Annotated in this window: 16 protein-coding genes and 2 pseudogenes; 9 read left to right on the forward strand and 9 right to left on the reverse strand. The window is 73.8% G+C overall.

The features are described 5' to 3' along the window. Positions 1 to 254 (forward strand): annotated as a pseudogene (locus ABD317_RS20995) (hypothetical protein); the annotation flags it as partial. A 125-nt stretch (positions 255 to 379) separates the two neighbouring features. On the opposite strand, the gene ABD317_RS21000 reads toward ABD317_RS20995, so the two are convergent. The 3 genes from ABD317_RS21000 to ABD317_RS21010 all read right to left on the reverse strand — a co-directional run bounded on the left by ABD317_RS21000 (position 380) and on the right by ABD317_RS21010 (position 3426). Further along, a complete protein-coding gene (locus ABD317_RS21000; RefSeq protein WP_344291489.1) occupies positions 380 to 1171 on the reverse strand; it encodes an enoyl-CoA hydratase/isomerase family protein in 792 nt (263 codons plus the stop codon). A gap of 92 nt (positions 1172 to 1263) precedes the next feature. Further along, the gene (locus ABD317_RS21005) at positions 1264 to 1482 is read right to left on the reverse strand and encodes a helix-turn-helix domain-containing protein (RefSeq protein WP_026276177.1); all 219 of its coding nucleotides are present in this window, start codon (positions 1480 to 1482) and stop codon (positions 1264 to 1266) included. A gap of 345 nt (positions 1483 to 1827) precedes the next feature. Continuing rightward, a complete protein-coding gene (locus ABD317_RS21010; protein WP_027753498.1) occupies positions 1828 to 3426 on the reverse strand; it encodes an ATP-binding cassette domain-containing protein in 1599 nt (532 codons plus the stop codon). 224 nt (positions 3427 to 3650) lie between these two features. Between ABD317_RS21010 and ABD317_RS21015 the strand changes: the two genes are divergently transcribed. Next, the gene (locus tag ABD317_RS21015) at positions 3651 to 4058 is read left to right on the forward strand and encodes a VOC family protein (protein ID WP_344291490.1); all 408 of its coding nucleotides are present in this window, start codon (positions 3651 to 3653) and stop codon (positions 4056 to 4058) included. A gap of 65 nt (positions 4059 to 4123) precedes the next feature. Here ABD317_RS21015 and ABD317_RS21020 read toward each other — a convergent pair whose 3' ends face one another. The 3 genes from ABD317_RS21020 to ABD317_RS21030 all read right to left on the reverse strand — a co-directional run bounded on the left by ABD317_RS21020 (position 4124) and on the right by ABD317_RS21030 (position 7454). After that, positions 4124 to 5428 carry a hypothetical protein gene (locus tag ABD317_RS21020; RefSeq protein ID WP_344291496.1) on the reverse strand — a complete coding sequence of 435 codons (1305 nt, stop codon included), beginning with the start codon at positions 5426 to 5428 and terminating at the stop codon, positions 4124 to 4126. A 163-nt stretch (positions 5429 to 5591) separates the two neighbouring features. After that, complete coding sequence (locus ABD317_RS21025; RefSeq protein WP_344291491.1) at positions 5592 to 6731, reverse strand: alpha/beta fold hydrolase; 1140 nt, start codon at positions 6729 to 6731, stop codon at positions 5592 to 5594. 75 nt (positions 6732 to 6806) lie between these two features. Continuing rightward, positions 6807 to 7454: a class II aldolase/adducin family protein gene (locus ABD317_RS21030; protein WP_199788985.1), complete on the reverse strand. Its 648-nt coding sequence runs from the start codon at positions 7452 to 7454 to the stop codon at positions 6807 to 6809. A 145-nt stretch (positions 7455 to 7599) separates the two neighbouring features. Here ABD317_RS21030 and ABD317_RS21035 point away from each other — a divergent pair, with 145 nt between their 5' ends. Genes ABD317_RS21035 through ABD317_RS21045 form a run of 3 tightly spaced genes read left to right on the forward strand, consistent with a single transcriptional unit; the run spans position 7600 to position 10629 of the window. Continuing rightward, positions 7600 to 8805, forward strand: a complete 1206-nt coding sequence (locus tag ABD317_RS21035) for an inorganic phosphate transporter (protein WP_344291492.1) — start codon at positions 7600 to 7602, stop codon at positions 8803 to 8805. Between the two features lie 55 nt (positions 8806 to 8860). Then, on the forward strand, positions 8861 to 9103 hold the full coding sequence (locus ABD317_RS21040) for a hypothetical protein (RefSeq protein ID WP_027753504.1): 243 nt from the start codon (positions 8861 to 8863) through the stop codon (positions 9101 to 9103). Next, the gene (locus ABD317_RS21045; protein WP_344291493.1) at positions 9100 to 10629 is read left to right on the forward strand and encodes a cobyric acid synthase; all 1530 of its coding nucleotides are present in this window, start codon (positions 9100 to 9102) and stop codon (positions 10627 to 10629) included. The genes ABD317_RS21040 and ABD317_RS21045 overlap by 4 nt, the downstream gene beginning before the upstream one ends. Positions 10630 to 10782: 153 nt before the next feature. Here ABD317_RS21045 and ABD317_RS21050 read toward each other — a convergent pair whose 3' ends face one another. Beyond that, on the reverse strand, positions 10783 to 11874 hold the full coding sequence (locus ABD317_RS21050) for an amidohydrolase family protein (protein ID WP_344291494.1): 1092 nt from the start codon (positions 11872 to 11874) through the stop codon (positions 10783 to 10785). Positions 11875 to 12283: 409 nt separating this feature from the next. Between ABD317_RS21050 and ectA the strand changes: the two genes are divergently transcribed. The 4 genes from ectA to thpD all read left to right on the forward strand — a co-directional run bounded on the left by ectA (position 12284) and on the right by thpD (position 15557). Continuing rightward, positions 12284 to 12838: a diaminobutyrate acetyltransferase gene (gene ectA, locus ABD317_RS21055; RefSeq protein ID WP_078627567.1), complete on the forward strand. Its 555-nt coding sequence runs from the start codon at positions 12284 to 12286 to the stop codon at positions 12836 to 12838. A gap of 53 nt (positions 12839 to 12891) precedes the next feature. Further along, positions 12892 to 14160 carry a diaminobutyrate--2-oxoglutarate transaminase gene (ectB, locus tag ABD317_RS21060; RefSeq protein ID WP_027753508.1) on the forward strand — a complete coding sequence of 423 codons (1269 nt, stop codon included), beginning with the start codon at positions 12892 to 12894 and terminating at the stop codon, positions 14158 to 14160. 99 nt (positions 14161 to 14259) lie between these two features. Next, positions 14260 to 14658, forward strand: coding sequence for an ectoine synthase (locus ABD317_RS21065; RefSeq protein ID WP_027753509.1), 399 nt, complete (start codon positions 14260 to 14262; stop codon positions 14656 to 14658). Between the two features lie 5 nt (positions 14659 to 14663). Then, the gene (gene thpD, locus ABD317_RS21070; RefSeq protein WP_344291495.1) at positions 14664 to 15557 is read left to right on the forward strand and encodes an ectoine hydroxylase; all 894 of its coding nucleotides are present in this window, start codon (positions 14664 to 14666) and stop codon (positions 15555 to 15557) included. 127 nt (positions 15558 to 15684) lie between these two features. Here thpD and ABD317_RS21075 read toward each other — a convergent pair whose 3' ends face one another. Beyond that, a complete protein-coding gene (locus ABD317_RS21075; RefSeq protein ID WP_027753511.1) occupies positions 15685 to 16389 on the reverse strand; it encodes a DsbA family protein in 705 nt (234 codons plus the stop codon). Between the two features lie 49 nt (positions 16390 to 16438). Then, a pseudogene (locus ABD317_RS21080) lies at positions 16439 to 16808 on the reverse strand (hypothetical protein); the annotation flags it as partial.

A 16808-nucleotide genomic window follows, 5' to 3' on the forward strand; every position in this document is an offset into this window, starting at 1 on the left:
ATCCGCCGGGCCCGCCGGGTCCGTACAAGCCCGGCGGGCCGGCCGGCGGTCGGCCCGCCGGCGCCCCGGACGTGCCCGGGCTGCTCGACGCCGAGGTCCGCACGGACGGCGGCCACACCGAGGTACGGGCCGTCACCGACGCCGGGTACCGCGCGCTCGACGTCGCCGTCGCCGTACGCGCCCGAATCGCCGCGGCGACACCGGCGACGCCCCCCGCCGCGACCGTCACGGTCCTCATCACCGACATCCGCTGACGGTACGGCTGGCGGTCGGCCTCCCCGAGCAGACCGTGTCACGGTCCTCATCACCGGCATGCTCTCCGGCCGCGACCGCACCCGCCCGTCACGACCACACCGGCTCCCGGCTCCGGCCGAGCCCGCTACTCCCCCAGCCCCGCCAGGTCCCGCAGCCTGCGGCCCTGTGCCGCGCGCTCCGCCGCCCGCTGCTCGTCGTCCGTCCGGCCCGCGGCCTCCCGCAGCAGCGCCTTCGTCTCGATCACCGCGTCGCGTGGCGCCGCCAGCAGCGCCGCCGCCAGGTCCCCGGCCGCCGCGCGCAGCTCCGCCGCCGGGACGACGAGGTTCGCCAGGCCCGCCCGCTCGGCCTCCTCCGCGTGCACGAACCGTCCGGTGACGCACATCTCCAACGCGCGTGCATATCCGACGAGTTGAACGAGCGGGCGGGTTCCGGCGAGATCGGGCACCAGTCCGAGCGAGGTCTCCCGCATCGCGAACTGCGCGTCGTCCGCGCACACCCTCAGGTCACAGCCGAGCGCCAGCTGAAAACCCGCGCCAATCGCATGTCCCTGCACCGCCGCGAGGGAAACGATGTCATTCCGCCGCCACCAGGTGAACGCCTCCTGGTATTCGGCGATGACGGCGTCGAGGTCGCCGTCGGAATAGCGGGCCAGCTCAAGGAATGACGGCTCGTCCGGAAAGCCGTCGGGGGTGAATGCCTGCCGGTCGAGGCCGGCGGAGAAGGATTTGCCCTCGGCGCGCAGGACCACCACGCGGACGCTGCCGGGGAGTTCCCGCCCCGCGGCGGCGAGCGCCCGCCACATGGCGGGCGACTGCGCGTTGCGCCGTTCGGGGCGGTCGAGGGTCACCGTGGCCAGCGATCCGTCCTCGCCCTCCAGGGCGAGTCGTACGCCGTCTCTGTTCAGCAGCTCTGTCATATACCGAACAGTAACCACCCGGCCGGTCCGACGGACCGGCCGGGTGCCCGTGCGGGGCCGGGGCGCCGGTCACGGCAGCCGCGGCAGTCCCGTCAGGACGACGCCTTCTTGCCTCGCGTCGCACCGCCGCGACCGCGCAGGGTCACGCCGGATTCGCTGAGCATCCGGTGCACGAATCCATAGGAGCGGCCCGTTTCTTCGGCCAGCGCCCGGATACTAGCCCCGGAGTCGTACTTCTTCTTCAGGTCAGCCGCGAGCTTTTCGCGCGCGGCGCCGGTAACCCGGCTGCCCTTCTTCAGAGTCTCGGCCACCCGTGCCTCCTCGTACGGAAGTGCGCTCTGGACTCTCATGATCACCCCTTTATCGCGTCCTGGCCACCCATTCGGCAAGGTCCGCGGCACGAGGTTTTCCCCCCGGCTCCCGCCGCGGATCGACGGAGCCGCGCACTCCGAGCCGCCGCGCGGGCCGGGCAGGGCCGACGCGTCCCGTGATTGGGCAGGTCAGGGGCGGTGACGTGGCGCCTGGTCACCGGGCGTGCGGCGACGTCGCACGTAGCCGCCACCGCACGCCCGGTGACCAGGCGCCACACCGTGGTACGAGCACCACTCACTCAGATGATGGATCACGCATGAGCCGAATGATTCAGCCGGAGGTGATCAAGCAAGCGCTACCAGGTCGGCGTAGTCCGCGTTCCACAGGTCCTCCACGCCGTCCGGCAGCAGGATGATCCGCTCCGGCTCCAGCGCGTCCACCGCCCCCTCGTCGTGGGTGACGAGGACGACGGCGCCGGTGAAGGTGCGCAGCGCGCCGAGGATCTCCTCGCGGCTGGCCGGGTCGAGGTTGTTGGTGGGCTCGTCGAGCAGCAGCACGTTGGCCGAGGAGACGACGAGGGTGGCCAGCGCGAGCCGGGTCTTCTCGCCGCCGGAGAGCACGCCGGCGGGCTTGTCGACGTCGTCGCCGGAGAAGAGGAACGAGCCGAGCACCTTGCGCATCTCGACGGCGTCCATGTCGGGCGCGGCCGAGGCCATGTTCTCCAGCACCGAGCGGTCCGGGTCGAGGGTCTCGTGCTCCTGCGCGTAGTAGCCGAGCTTGAGGCCGTGGCCGGGGGTGACCGCGCCGGTGTCCGGCTCCTCGACGCCGGCGAGCAGCCGCAGCAGCGTGGTCTTCCCCGCGCCGTTGAGGCCGAGGATGACGACGCGGGAGCCCTTGTCGACGGCGAGGTCGACGTCGGTGAAGACCTCCAGCGAGCCGTACGTCTTCGACAGCCCCGCGGCGGTCAGCGGGGTCTTGCCGCACGGGGCCGGGTCGGGGAACCGCAGCCGCGCCACCTTGTCGGCCTGCCGCTCGTCCTCCAGGCCGGAGAGCAGCCGCTCGGCGCGGCGGGCCATGTTCTGCGCGGCGGTGGCCTTGGTCGCCTTGGCGCGCATCTTGTCGGCCTGCGCGTTGAGCGCGGCGGCCTTCTTCTCGGCGTTGGCGCGCTCGCGGCGGCGGCGCTTCTCGTCCGCCTCGCGCTGGGCGAGGTAGAGCTTCCAGCCCATGTTGTAGACGTCGATGTGGGCGCGGTTGGCGTCGAGCAGGAAGACCTTGTTGACGACGGTCTCGACGAGCTGTTCGTCGTGGGAGATGACGACGAAGCCGCCGTGGTACGTCTTCAGGTAGTCCCGCAGCCAGATGACGGAGTCGGCGTCGAGATGGTTCGTCGGCTCGTCCAGCAGCAGGATCTCGGAGTCGGAGAAGAGGATCCGCGCCAGCTCCACGCGGCGGCGCTGGCCGCCGGAGAGCGTGTGGAGCGGCTGGCCCATGACCCGGTCGGGCAGCCCGAGGCTGGCGGCGATGGTGGCGGCCTCGGCCTCGGCGGCGTACCCGCCCTTGGTGAGGAACTCGGTCTCCATGCGCTCGTAGCGCCGCATGGCCTTCTCGCGGGTGGCGCCCTGGCCGCCGGCCATGCGCTGCTCGTCCTCGCGCATCTTGCGGATGACGGTGTCGAGGCCGCGCGCGGAGAGGATGCGGTCGCGGGCGAGGACGTCGAGGTCGCCGGTGCGCGGGTCCTGCGGCAGATAGCCGACGGTGCTGCCGCGGGTGACGGCGCCGGCGGCGGGCTGGCCCTCGCCGGCCAGGACCTTGGTGAGGGTCGTCTTGCCGGCGCCGTTGCGGCCGACGAGGCCGATGCGGTCGCCCCTGGCGATGCGGAAGGTGGCGGATTCGAGGAGGACGCGGGCGCCGGCGCGCAGCTCCAGGCCGGTGGCGGTGATCACGGAAGTTCTCCAGGGCAGGCAGGGTGGACGGCGGCAGGGAGGGTGCGGACGCGCTACCCCGCCTCATGCACGTGGAGAGTGGCCATGCGGCCAGTGTATCGGGGGCCGCAACCCGTTTGTCCCGCCGCACCCCCGGCCCCGCGGCGGAGTGGGCGCCGCCGGGCTGCCGGTGCCGGCGGCCGGTGCCAGACTGCCCGTAGAGCCACCGAGAGGACGTGAGCGGCATGCCCGGCAGCGAGAGCAACCCCACCGTCTTTCCGACCCTGCTGTACCGCGACGCCCAGGCGGCCGTCCGGCTGCTGACCGAGGGGCTGGGCTTCCGGGAGGTGGCGGTGTACGAGGGCGAGGACGGCACCGTGGTGCACGCGGAGCTGGCCCAGGGCAACGGGATGGTGATGCTGGGCTCGAAGGACAGGGGCGGGCGGTTCGACGAGGCGATGCGCGGCGCCGGCCCGTCCGGGGTGTACGTGGTCGTGACCGACGTGGACGCGCACCACCGGCAGGCCGTGGCGCACGGCGTGGAGATCGTGATGCCGCCGACCGACCAGGACTACGGTTCGCGGGACTACATGGCGCGGGACCACGAGGGCAACATCTGGAGCTTCGGCACGTACGCGCCCGCCCTCGGCTGAGGCGGAGGCGGGCGCGGAGGCGGGGCCCCCGGCCCGCCGCGTCCGCGTCCTGCCCGGGGCCGCGCTCACGCCCCGCCGGTGTGCACCCGGAAGGCGGCCCGGCGGACGGCCTTGGCCACCGCCGGGTCCGGGTGCGCGGCGGCGAGCGCGACCAGCACCTGGACCGTGCGCGGATGCCCCGCGTCGCCCACCTCGGCCAGCAGCGCCGGCACGCTGCCCTGCACCGCGGACTCCAGATGCCGTACGAGCAGGCTCCCCTCGCCGTGGTCGGCGACCGCGGCGGCGGTGTCGACCCACAGCCAGGTCGCCTCCCGGCGGCTCAGCACGCCCAGCGCCTCGTCCGCGTCGCCGCCCTCCTGCTCCGCCAGCCACAGCAGCGCGTACGGCCGCAGCATCGGCTCGTCGCACGCCTGGCGCACCGCGCTCTCCGCGGCCGCGCCCACCGTCCGCAGCGCCTCGAACGCCAGCCCGCGCAGCAGCGCGTCGTCGCCGCGCGCCACCTCCAGCAGCTCCGCGACCGCGCTGCCCGCGGGCCGCGCCGCCAGCCACGCGCGGTACTCGGCGCGCGCCGGCCCCGGGGTCAGCCCCGCGCAGCTGCGGAGCATCGCCTCCGCGGGCTTCTCGATGTGCCCCTCGGGGCCCTGGGCGGCGATGCAGATCTGCTCGATCTTCATCCACACGGCCCAGTGGCCCAGCGGGGTCAGCGACACCTCGGCGCCCTCGCGGGTCAGCGCCCCCACGGAGGCGAACGCCTCCAGCGCCCAGTCCAGCAGCTCCGGCAGCAGCCCGGCCAGCTCCGCGTCCGGCGTCCGGGCCGCCGGCGGCGCGGCGGCCCGGCCCGGCACGGGGGTGCCCTCGCTGCCGTACGCCACCTCGCAGCGCTCGGTGCGCAGTTCCTCGACGCGCTGGCCGAGGAGGTCGAGCAGGGCGGGTACGCGCACGGGGCCGCCGGTGAGGTGGAGCAGGGCGAGCATCTGCGGCATGGCCTCGACGGCGTCGCCGAGGGCGACGGAGTCGTGGGCCAGCGGCGCGGGCGGGGGGTGGGCCAGCGACCAGGCGTCGAAGAGCGCGACCCAGCCGCGGAGCACGGCGCGCTCGTCGCGGTCCCAGGCCCGCAGCCGCCAGGCCGGGCGGGCGTACGCGCCCTGCACCTCGACCAGGCCGGCGAGCCGGGCCCGGTCCCACTCGGCCCGCGGTGCCTCGGTCCAGGGCCGGGCCCGGCCCTCCGCCCACCGGGCGACCCGCACCGCCTCGGCGAGCAGGGTCCGGGCGTGGCCGGCGAGCACCCGGGGCGCGGCGATACCCTCCGGGGGCCGCGGCGCGGGGCGCAGGGCCCGGTCGACGACGGCCCGGCGGGCGGCGGCGGCCATCTCGCGGCGGGGCTGCCTGGGGACGAGGCGGAGCGGCGGGTGGTGCGAACGGTGCGCCATCACGCACCAAGTCTCGCCGGTGGGGCGGCGAAAGCCCAATCCGGGGGTTGGCGGGACGTGCGCGGAGCCCGCCGGGCGGGGCTCGGAACCCGGGCGGCAGGCCCTAGAGCAGCGGGGTCAGGAAGCGGCGCAGGGTGTCCTCGTACGCGTGCGGGGTGGCGTTCCACAGCGCCGCGTGGCGGCCGTCGGGGACCTCGCGGAGCAGCAGCCGGTCGCCGCCGCGGGCCGCGAACGCCCGGGCGGCGGCGAGCGGGGCGACGTCGTCCGCCCGGCCCTGGAGGATCAGCGTCGGCGCGTCCGGTACGGCGAGCGGGGTGGCCAACTCCCCGAACTCCCCGGCCGCCAGCACCGCCAGACCGCGCAGCGGGTCCGGCAGCGCCAGCCGTCCGGGCGGGCCGGAGCGGCCGGCCAGGGCGCGCACCGCGGCGCGCCAGTCGAGGACCGGCGAGTCCAGCACCAGCCCCGCGACGCTGTTCGCCGCCGCGGACGCCACCGCCGTGGCCAGCGCCATGGCGGCGCCGGCGGACCAGCCGTACAGCACCACGCGCCGGGCGCCGGGGCGCAGCGCCCAGCGGAGCGCGGCGTCGAGGTCGGGCCACTCGGTGCGGCCGAGGCCGCCGCGGCCGTCGGGGGGCGGCGGGGCGCCGGGGTCGCCGCGGTAGGCGGGGGCGAGCACCGGCAGGTCAAGACCGTGCAGCAACGGCAGGGCGGTCAGGGCCTGTTCGCGGGTGTCGCCGAGGCCGTGGACGGCGATGACCCAGGTGCCGCGGGCGCCCGGAACGTACCACGCGGGCAGCGGCCCCAGCGGGCCGTCGACGGCGACGTCCTCGTACGCGATGCCGAGCGCCGAGCGCGGGGTGCCCGCGTACACCTTCGGCGTCAGCCGCACCCGCGTGCCGGCGTCGAGGCTGCCGTACGTGACGCGCTCCAGGGTGCGGACGAGCTGACCGCCCGGCCGCGACTCCGAGCGCAGCAGCGGGCCGGCGACGGCGTGCACCCCGTCGCCGGCCAGGCCGTACGTCTCGGGGAGCAGGGCGGGCGCCGAGGCGGGCGCGAGGGTGACCCGGCCGCCGGCCGCCGCGACCACCCGCAGCCGGGTACCGCCGAAGCCGACGGGGCCGTCGGGCGCGGGCCGCAGGGCGGCCCGGGAGCCGTAGCGGGCGGCGGCCACGGCGGCGGCGCCGGCGCCGAGCCCGGCGGCGAGGAGGCTGGTCACGGCGGCGGCGGCCGGTGTGATACGCATCCCGGTCATTGTCCGCGGCCGTTCCCGCCGCTGCCAGTGCGCGGGCCCGCCCGGGTCACGCGCCCGCGCCCCGGCTCACGGCTGGCCGTAGCCCTTCAGCCGCTCCGCCGCCTCCTCCAGCTGCCCCGCCGACAGCAGCGACGGGCTCAGGCCCGGCACCGAGCGCGCCGCCAGCCACACCCGGCACATCCACTCCAGCTGCGCGGTCCGGTCGTACGCCTGCGCCAGGTCGTCGCCGTAGGCGACCGTGCCGTGGTTCTGCAGCAGGCACGCCGACCGGCCGGCCAGCGCCCGCAGCATGCCCGCGGCCAGCTCCTCCGTCCCGTACAGCGCGTAGGGGGCGACGCGCACCGCGCCGCCGAGGGCGGCGGTGGCGTAGTGGACGGCCGGCAGCTCCGGCACGAGCGTGGAGACGGCCGTCGCGTGCACGGCGTGGGTGTGCACCACGGCGCGGGCCGGGGTGCTCCCGTAGACCGCGAGGTGCATGGGCAGTTCGCTCGTGGGCCGGAGCGTGCCGTCCGTCTGCCGCCCGCGGAGGTCGACGGCGACGAGGTCGTCGTCTCCCAGCTCGTCGTAGGGCACGCCGGTCGGTGTGATGAGCAGACGGTCGCCCACCCGTGCGGAGACGTTGCCCGAGGTTCCGACCACCAGTCCTTCGGTGGACATCCGCCGGGCCGTCCGAATCAGCTCACGCCACGCGTGACGCACCAGTATCCTCCCCATGACCTGCGTATGAAGCGGTCGGCCGACGGTATTGCGACACCCATTCGCCCCCGTCACCACCCCGTCCGGCCAAGTTCACCTTGCGTTCACTCGGAGTACTTACGTTCCTCACGGCCCCCGACCTTCGAGCGGATTGCTTGGGTACATGGAACACCTCTCTCTCATCATCGGAGTCGTCGTTGTCACCGCCCTGGTGTTCGACTTCACGAACGGGTTCCACGACACCGCCAACGCCATGGCCACCACCATCTCCACCGGGGCGCTGAAGCCCAAGACCGCGGTGGCGATGAGCGCAGTCCTCAACCTCGTCGGCGCCTTCCTCTCCGTGGAGGTCGCCAAGACCATCTCCGGCGGCATCATCGACGAAGGGTCCGGCATCCGGCCCGAAGTGATCTTCGCGGGTCTGGTGGGCGCGATCGTCTGGAACCTGCTGACCTGGCTCGCCGGGCTGCCCTCCAGCTCCTCGCACGCCCTCTTCGGCGGCCTCGTCGGCGCGACGCTCGTCTCCGTCGGCTGGGGCGGCGTGCACATGGACGCCATCGCCATGAAGATCCTCATCCCCGCCGTCGCCGCGCCGTTGGTCGCGGGCATGGCCGCCGCGTTCGCGACCCGGCTGACCTACCGGCTGGGCGCCCGCCGCTCCGCGAGCCAGACGGCCCGGGGCTACCGGGCCGGCCAGATCACCTCGGGCGCGCTGGTCTCCCTCGCCCACGGCACCAACGACGCGCAGAAGACGATGGGCGTCATCACCCTGGCGCTGATCGCCGGCGGCTCCCTGGCCCCCGACTCCGACCCGCCCACCTGGGTCATCGTCTCCGCCGCCCTCGCCATCGCGCTGGGCACGTACCTCGGCGGCTGGCGCATCATCCGCACCATGGGCAAGGGCCTCACCGACATCCAGCCGCCGCAGGGCTTCTCCGCCCAGACCAGCTCGGCCACGGTGATCCTCGCCTCCTCGCACCTGGGCTTCGCCCTGTCCACCACCCAGGTCTGCTCCGGCTCGATCATGGGCTCTGGCCTGGGCAGGAAGGGCGGCGTGGTGCGCTGGGGCACGGCCGGGCGGATGGTCGCGGCGTGGGGGCTGACGCTGCCGGGCGCGGGGCTGATCGCCGGGGCGTCGGCGTTCCTCGCCGACCGGGGCGACTGGGGCGTGGTGACGGTCGCGGTCCTCGGCATCGCCGCCTGCGCGACGATCTGGGCCGCCTCGCGCCGCAACCGGGTCGACCACGCCAACGTCAACGACGTGGACCCGGCGACCGGCCTGGCGCTCACCGCGGACGAGGCGGTGGAGCCGGTGACCATCCCGACGCCGAGGACCACGTCCGGACCCGCGTCGCAGGCCACGGTCTGACCGGCCGGGCTCCTCCCTCTGACCGACCCCCTGACCGACTAGGTACGGAAGCAGCATGGACATCGACTGGGCAGCACTCGGCGAGGTCTTCGGCGTGAGCCTCGTCACGACCGTGGCGCTCGTGGGCCTCTTCACCGTCGGCATCGTCGGCCTGGCGCCGAGGACGGAGCCCGGGGGCGAGGACGGCTCCGCGGGTACGGAGACCGCCCCCACCCCGCTGGCCAGGGCGGGCGCGTACGTATGCTTCACGCTGTGCGCAGCAGCGGTGGCCTACGGGATCTATCTGATCGTCAAGTGACGGCACGGGCCGGCGGGCTGCTGGTCGCCGGCACGACGTCGGACGCCGGCAAGAGCGTCGTCACCGCCGGCATCTGCCGCTGGCTGGCCCGGCGCGGCATCTCCGTGGCGCCCTTCAAGGCGCAGAACATGTCGCTCAACTCGTACGTCACCCGCGAGGGCGCCGAGATCGGGCGGGCCCAGGCCATGCAGGCGGCGGCGGCTCGCACCGAGCCCAGCGCGCTGATGAACCCGGTGCTGCTGAAGCCGGGCGGCGAGGCGCGCAGCCAGGTCGTGGTGCTGGGCCGGCCGGTGGCCGAGCTGAGCGCGGCGGGCTACCACGGCGAGCGGCAGCGGGCGCTGTTCGACACGGTCACAGACTGCCTGGAGCAGCTGCGGCACACGTACGACGCGGTGATCTGCGAGGGCGCGGGCAGCCCGGCGGAGATCAACCTGCGGCACAGCGACATCGTCAACATGGGCCTGGCGCGGGCGGCGCGGCTGCCCGTCGTGGTCGTCGGCGACATCGACAGGGGCGGAGTCTTCGCCTCGTTCTTCGGCACCACCGCGCTGCTGAGCGAGGCGGACCAGCGGCTGGTCGCCGGCTTTCTGGTCAACAAGTTCCGCGGCGACGTCTCGCTGCTGGAGCCGGGGCTTGCGATGCTCCGCGGGCTGACGGGGCGGCAGACGCTGGGCGTGCTGCCGTACCGGCACGGGCTCGGCATCGACGAGGAGGACGGGCTGCGGCTGTCGCTGCGCGGGCGGATACGGGACCTGCCGGCGCAGCCGCCGCACGGGGCGGAGGTGCTGCGGGTCGCGGTGGTTCCGGTGCCGCTGATGTCGAACTTCACCGATGTGGACGCGCTGGCCGCGGAGCCGGGCGTCGCCGTGCAGTTCACCGACCGGCCGGCGGAGCTGGCGGACGCGGACCTGGTGGTGCTGCCGGGGACGCGGGGCACGGCGCGGGCGCTCGCCTGGCTGCGGGAACGAGGGCTCGACGCGGTGGTGGCGCGGCGGGCGGCGCAGGGGCGGCCGGTGCTGGGCGTCTGCGGCGGGTTCCAGCTGCTGGGCGAGCGGATCAGCGATCCGGAGGGCGTGGAGGCGCGGCCGGCCGGTGCGGTCGACGGGCTGGGGCTGCTGCCGGTACGGGTGACGTTCGCGGCGGCCAAGACGCTGGGCCGGCCGGCGGGGACGGCGCTGGGCGAGCCGGTGGCGGGGTACGAGATCCACCACGGGGTCGCGGACGTGCTGGGCGGCGAGCCGTTCCTGGCCGGGTGCCGGGTGGGGCAGGTGTGGGGGACGCACTGGCACGGGGCGCTGGAGAACGACGGCTTCCGGCGGGCGTTCCTGCGCCGCGTGGCGGCGGACGCGGGGCGGTCGTTCGTGCCGGCGCCGGACACGTCGTTCGCGGGGCTGCGGGAGGAGCAGCTGGAGCGGCTGGGGGATCTGATCGAGGAGCACGCGGACACCAAGGCGCTGCTGCGGCTGATCGAGTCGGGCGCGCCCGGCGACCTGCCGTTCCTGCCCCCCGGCGCGCCGGCGCACTGAGCGACTGCGGCGCGGGGCGCGGCCCCGCCGTCGCCCGCCGCGCCCGAGACCGGCCAGCGGGCACACGGACCTCGGGTGACGACACCGCCACTCTGCGTTCGTTCACCCCATCGGGCGCATCGGACCCCGGGAACCGCCCCCGGCTCCCGGCCCTCAGCCGACGATCCGGCCCCGCAGCACGATCCGCCGCGGCGCCGTCAGCACCCGCACGTCGGCCAGCGGGTCCGCGTCGTACACGACGAGGTCCGCCGGCGCGCCCTCCGTCAGCCCCGGCCGCCCGAGCCACTCCCGGGCGCCCCAGGTCGCCGCCGAGACGGCGTCGGCCGCCGGGATCCCGGCGGCGGCCAGCTCGCCCACCTCCTGCCCGACCAGCCCGTGCGCCAGCGAGCCGCCGGCGTCGGTGCCGGTGTAGACGGGGATCCCGGCGTCGTAGGCGGCCCGCACGGTGTCGTAGCGGCGGGTGTGCAGCCGGAGCATGTGGTCGGCCCAGCGCGGGAACCTGCCCCGGCCGCCCGCCGCGAGCCGCGGGAACGTCGCGATGTTGACCAGCGTGGGGACGATGGCGACGTCGCGCTCGGCGAACAGCGGGACGGTCTCCTCGGTGAGCCCCGTGGCGTGCTCGATGCAGTCGATGCCCGCCTCGACCAGGTCGCGCAGCGAGTCCTCGGCGAAGCAGTGGGCGGTCACGCGGGCGCCGAGGCGGTGCGCCTCGGCGATGGCGGGGGCCAGCGCCTCGCGCGGCCAGCAGGGGCGGAGGTCGCCGGCGTCGCGGTCGATCCAGTCGCCGACGAGCTTGACCCAGCCGTCGCCGCGGCGGGCCTCGCGGGCGACGTACGCGACGAGGTCGGACGGTTCGATCTCGTGGGCGTAGTTGCGGATGTACCGGCGGGTACGGGCGATGTGGCGGCCGGCGCGGATGATCCGCGGCAGGTCGTCGCGGTCGTCGATCCACCGGGTGTCGGCGGCGGAGCCCGCGTCGCGCAGCAGCAGGGCGCCGGCGTCGCGGTCGGCGCCGGCCTGCTTCTCGCTGGTGGCGGCGTCCACGGCGCCGTGCGCGTCGAGCCCGACGTGGCAGTGCGCGTCGACGAGCCCGGGCAGCGCCCAGCCGTGGACGTCGACGACGTCCCGTGCGGCGGCCGGCGGCGTGAAAGTGACGCGTCCGCCCACCACCCACAGCTCGTCGCGGATCTCCTCGCGGCCGGTCAGCATCCGGCCCCGCACGCGCAGAACGGGCCCCTCGCTCATAGGGGAACCCTAGCCAAACGCCCCTCCCGGATGATCTCCGGGGCGTACCGCGGATACGTTCACGCGAAGGGGTGACCACGGTGTGTGAGGCATTGACGGATGCTTAACGACAGTTTATCGTCGCGTGGCAACGATGATTTTCCCGTCATCTTCTGCCCGCTTCCCGGCAAGGTAAACCAGGCAATTTTTCGGCCAGTCAACCTTCTCAATCCGGACAGCGGACACAGTCGTTATCAATCCGTTACATTTGCGTTCCGGACGTCACACACCCCCGGGTATTCCGTGAAATACCGGGCATACCGCCTTCGCTTCGCGCGCTCGCGCGTGCCCGCGGATAACATATCCACGTCCCTTTTGTAACCCCTACCGGCCGTGCGATTTCAATTTCCGCTAGGTAAATTCAATATGCATGACTGCCGCACAAGCAGACCTAGCAGGCCCTCCCGATAAATCCCGTTCCGCGGCTGCAGACGAGGCGGGTGTCCGGCTGGACACCCCACGAATCGAGGACGGCGCCGCAATCTGGCGCATCGCACGCGACTCCGGGTCGCTGGACCTCAACTCCTCGTACAGCTACCTGCTGTGGTGTCGCGACTTCGCCGACACCAGCGCCGTGGCGCGGGACTCGGACGGCGCCCCGGTCGGCTTCGTCACCGGCTACATCCGGCCGGTGCGGCCGGAGACCCTCGTCGTCTGGCAGATCGCCGTCGACGCCGCCTTCCGCGGCCGCGGCCTTGCCGGCGCGCTGCTCGACGGACTGACCGAGCGCGCGCTGCAGGACCGCGGCATACGGGGCCTCGAAACGACCATCACCCCGGACAACTCCGCCTCCGACCAGCTCTTCCGCTCGTACGCGCGCCGCCACGGCGCCGCCGTCGACCGCGACGTACTGTTCCGCGGGGAGCACTTCCCGGACGGACACGAGCCCGAGCTGCTGTACCGCATCGGCCCCCTCGCGGGCTGACGGCCCCACCCTTCGTACCCCCCGTACACCGGATCATCTCCCAGGAGAATGCTGTGACCATCACACCGCCCGCCCTGAGCGTCTTCGAGACCCTGGAGTCGGAGGTGCGCAGCTACTGCCGTGGCTGGCCCGCGGTCTTCGACCGGGCCCAGGGCAGCTATCTGTACGACGAGGACGGCCACACCTACCTCGACTTCTTCGCCGGCGCCGGATCGCTCAACTACGGACACAACAACGCCGTGCTCAAGCGCGCCCTGCTCGACTACCTGGAGCGCGACGGCATCGTGCACGGCCTGGACATGGCCACCACCGCCAAGCGCGCGTTCCTGGAGACCTTCCAGAACGTCGTCCTGCGCCCCCGCGACCTGCCATACAAGGTCATGTTCCCGGGGCCGACGGGCACCAACGCCGTCGAGGCCGCGCTGAAGCTGGCGCGCAAGGTCAAGGGCCGCGAGGCCATCGTCTCGTTCACCAACGCCTTCCACGGCATGTCGCTGGGCTCGCTCGCCGTCACCGGCAACGCCTTCAAGCGCGCCGGCGCCGGCATCCCGCTGGTGCACGGCACCCCGATGCCGTTCGACAACTACCTCGACGGCCAGGTCCCGGACTTCCTGTGGTTCGAGCGGCTGCTGGAGGACCAGGGCTCCGGGCTCAACAAGCCCGCCGCCGTCATCGTCGAGACCATCCAGGGCGAGGGCGGCATCAACGTCGCCCGCGCCGAGTGGCTCCGCGGCCTCGCGGAGCTGTGCAAACGCCGCGACATGCTGCTCATCGTCGACGACATCCAGATGGGCTGCGGCCGCACCGGCGCCTTCTTCTCCTTCGAGGACGCGGGCATCACGCCGGACATCGTCACGCTGTCCAAGTCCATCAGCGGCTACGGCCTGCCGATGTCGCTCACGCTGTTCAAGCCGGAGCTGGACGTCTGGGAGCCGGGCGAGCACAACGGCACGTTCCGCGGCAACAACCCGGCGTTCGTCACCGCCACCGCGGCGCTCGACACGTACTGGGCCGACGGCCAGATGGAGAAGCAGACCCTCGCCCGCGGCGAGCAGATCGAGCAGGCGCTGCTCGCGATCTGCGCGGAGCACGCGGACGCCGACGCCACGTACCGCGGCCGCGGGATGGTGTGGGGCCTGGAGTTCCCCGACCCGGCCCGCGCCACCCGCGTCTGCCGGCGCGCCTTCGAACTGGGGCTCGTCCTGGAGACCTCGGGCCCGCAGAGCGAGGTGGTCAAGCTGCTGCCCGCGCTGACGACGACGCCGGACGACCTGGACGAGGGACTGCGCACGCTGGCCCGGGCGGTCCGCGAGACCGCCTGACGCCGCCGCCCGGACCCGTCCCGGCCCGCGGACGCGTACACGCCGGAAAGACCGCCGACCGAGCCCCCCGACCACCCGAGAGAAAGGCACAGAAAACCCGTGATCGTCCGATCCTTCAAGGAGCTTGAGGGAACCGACCGGCATATCAAGTCGGCATCGGGGACCTGGGAGAGCAAGCGCATCGTGCTCGCCAAGGAGCGCGTCGGCTTCTCCCTCCACGAGACCGTGCTCTACGCGGGCACCGAGACCTCCATGTGGTACGCCAACCACATCGAGGCCGTCGTCTGCGTCGAGGGCGAAGCCGAACTCACCAACGACGAAACCGGCGAGAAGCACGTCATCACGCCGGGCACGATGTACCTGCTGGACGGGCACGAGAAGCACACGATGCGGATCAAGCAGGACTTCCGCTGCATCTGCGTCTTCAACCCGCCGGTCACGGGCCGCGAAGACCACGACGAAAACGGCGTGTACCCACTGCTGACCGAGGAGGACTGAGAACCATGGCCACCCCGACTGTCACCGACCTCTACCCGACGCGCGGCGCTGAAGAAGTGAGCACGCCCCGTCAGGACCCGGTGGTCTGGTCGGAACCGGGCGCCGACGGGCCCATCCCGCCCTGGGAACTGGAGGGCTACGAGCGCAACGGCTTCCTGACGGTCGACCAGCTGATCTCGGCGGAGGAGGTGGAGACGTACAGGGCGGAGCTGAACCGGCTCGTCGCCGACCCGCAGATCCGCGCCGACGAGCGCGCCATCGTCGAGGCCAGCACTCAGTCCGTACGCTCCATCTTCGAGATCCACAAGATCAGCGAGGTCTTCGCGGAGCTGGTGCGCGACGAGCGCGTCCTGCACCGGGCGCGGCAGATCCTCGGCTCCGACGTGTACATCCACCAGAGCCGGATCAACGTCAAGCCCGGGTTCGGGGCCAGCGGCTTCTACTGGCACTCGGACTTCGAGACCTGGCACGCCGAGGACGGCCTGGCCAACATGCGGACCGTGTCGGTCTCGATCGCTCTGACGGAGAACTACGAGACCAACGGCGGTCTCATGATCATGCCGGGATCGCACAAGACGTTCCTCGGCTGCGCGGGCGCCACGCCGAAGGACAACTACAAGAAGTCGCTGCAGATGCAGGACGCCGGCACGCCGTCGGACGGCGCGCTGACGGAGATGGCGGAAGCGCACGGCATCAAGCTGTTCACCGGCGCGGCCGGGTCGGCGACCTGGTTCGACTGCAACTGCATGCACGGCTCGGGCGACAACATCACCCCGTACGCGCGCAGCAACGTCTTCCTCGTCTTCAACAGCATGGAGAACGCGGCTGTGGAGCCGTTCGCGGCGCCCGTGCGGCGCCCGGAGTTCATCGGCGCGCGGGACTTCACGCCGGTGAAGTAACGCGCGGAGCACGGCCGTCCCGGGCCGTCCTCACCGCCGTCGACGCCGAAGCCTCCGCCTGGTGCGGAGGCTTCGGCGTCGTGCGTTCGGCGTGCTGCGGCTGCGTGCCGCGCGCCGCGGCGGTCGGCTACGGGACGTCGCAGGCGTCGTCCGTGCAGACCGCGCCGTCGTCGCCGGCGGCCGCGACGGTCTGCAGCCCGCCCGCGGCGGCGGCCTGCTCCAGGGCCTGGGTGAAGACCTGCGCCGGCTGGCCGCCGGAGACGGCGAAGCGGCGGTCGATGACGAAGAACGGGACCCCGGTGGCGCCCAGCTCCGCGGCCTCCTTCTCGTCGGCGCGTACCGCGTCGGCGTAGGCGGTGTCGTCCGCGAGCACCGTGCGCACCTCGTCGGCGTCGAGGCCGGCGCCGGCGGCGATGTCGACGATGGTGTCGTCCTCGCTGATCGGGCGGGCCTGGGCGAAGTTCGCCTCGTACAGCGCGTCGAGCAGCCGGTCCTGCAGGCCGCGCTCCCTGGCGAGGTGCAGCACGCGGTGCAGGTCGAAGGTGCCGGTGGAGAACCGGTCGTGGCGCATGCCGAGCCCCTCGGCCGCGGCGGCGGCGCCGACCCGTTCCTCCATGGCCCGCAGCTGCGCGTCGTCGACGCCGTACTTGGCCTTCAGCTCCTCGGCGACGCTCTTCCCGGCCTCCCGGGGCGCCCCGGCGGCCAGCTCGAACGACCGGTGCACGACCTCCACGCCGTCGCGGCCGGCGAAGGCGGCGAGGCCCTTCTCGAACCGGGCCTTTCCGATGTAGCACCAGGGGCAGACGACGTCGGACCAGATCTCTACTCGCATGACGGCGCAAACGGGCGCGGCGGTGAGCGGTATTCCCGCCCGCGCCGGATCACGAGGGGCAGGCGGCGTCCGGGGCCGGGCCCGCGGCCGTGTCCGGGGCCCGTGCCTGGCCCAGCGGGGTCCCGCAGCGCAGGCTCCAGCGGCCGGCGCGGCCGGTCAGCTGGGTGCCGCTCAGCGGCGGCACGTCCAGCCGCCAGAACGCCTCCGAGGGCAGGTCGAGCGCGTGCACCACCGCGTCCCGTACGGCGGCGGCATCGGCGACGGCGACGACGAGGCGGCCTTCGCGGGACCCGCCGCGGCCCTCGGCGCGGTCCGCGCCCTCGTCGGCCAGCGGGCCGGCGGGGTCAGCACGGCCGGCGGAGTCGCCCGGGCCGGCCCCGCCCGGCAGGCCGCAAGGCCACACCCCCCCCCCCCCCCCC

Source organism: Streptomyces synnematoformans (genome assembly GCF_039531005.1).
GTDB lineage: Bacteria > Actinomycetota > Actinomycetes > Streptomycetales > Streptomycetaceae > Streptomyces > Streptomyces synnematoformans.

Bases quoted from the DNA above. Each gene is read 5' to 3' on its own strand.
- ABD317_RS21075 (WP_027753511.1), bottom strand. From the start codon at position 16,389: ATGCGAGTAGAGATCTGGTCCGACGTCGTCTGCCCCTGGTGCTACATC.
- ABD317_RS21000 (WP_344291489.1), bottom strand. From the start codon at position 1,171: ATGACAGAGCTGCTGAACAGAGACGGCGTACGACTCGCCCTGGAGGGC.
- ectA (WP_078627567.1), top strand. From the start codon at position 12,284: ATGACTGCCGCACAAGCAGACCTAGCAGGCCCTCCCGATAAATCCCGT.
- ABD317_RS21035 (WP_344291492.1), top strand. From the start codon at position 7,600: ATGGAACACCTCTCTCTCATCATCGGAGTCGTCGTTGTCACCGCCCTG.
- ABD317_RS21040 (WP_027753504.1), top strand. From the start codon at position 8,861: ATGGACATCGACTGGGCAGCACTCGGCGAGGTCTTCGGCGTGAGCCTC.
- ABD317_RS21025 (WP_344291491.1), bottom strand. From the start codon at position 6,731: ATGCGTATCACACCGGCCGCCGCCGCCGTGACCAGCCTCCTCGCCGCC.
- ABD317_RS21030 (WP_199788985.1), bottom strand. From the start codon at position 7,454: ATGGGGAGGATACTGGTGCGTCACGCGTGGCGTGAGCTGATTCGGACG.
- ABD317_RS21015 (WP_344291490.1), top strand. From the start codon at position 3,651: ATGCCCGGCAGCGAGAGCAACCCCACCGTCTTTCCGACCCTGCTGTAC.
- ABD317_RS21050 (WP_344291494.1), bottom strand. From the start codon at position 11,874: ATGAGCGAGGGGCCCGTTCTGCGCGTGCGGGGCCGGATGCTGACCGGC.
- thpD (WP_344291495.1), top strand. From the start codon at position 14,664: ATGGCCACCCCGACTGTCACCGACCTCTACCCGACGCGCGGCGCTGAA.
- ABD317_RS21020 (WP_344291496.1), bottom strand. From the start codon at position 5,428: ATGGCCGCCGCCGCCCGCCGGGCCGTCGTCGACCGGGCCCTGCGCCCC.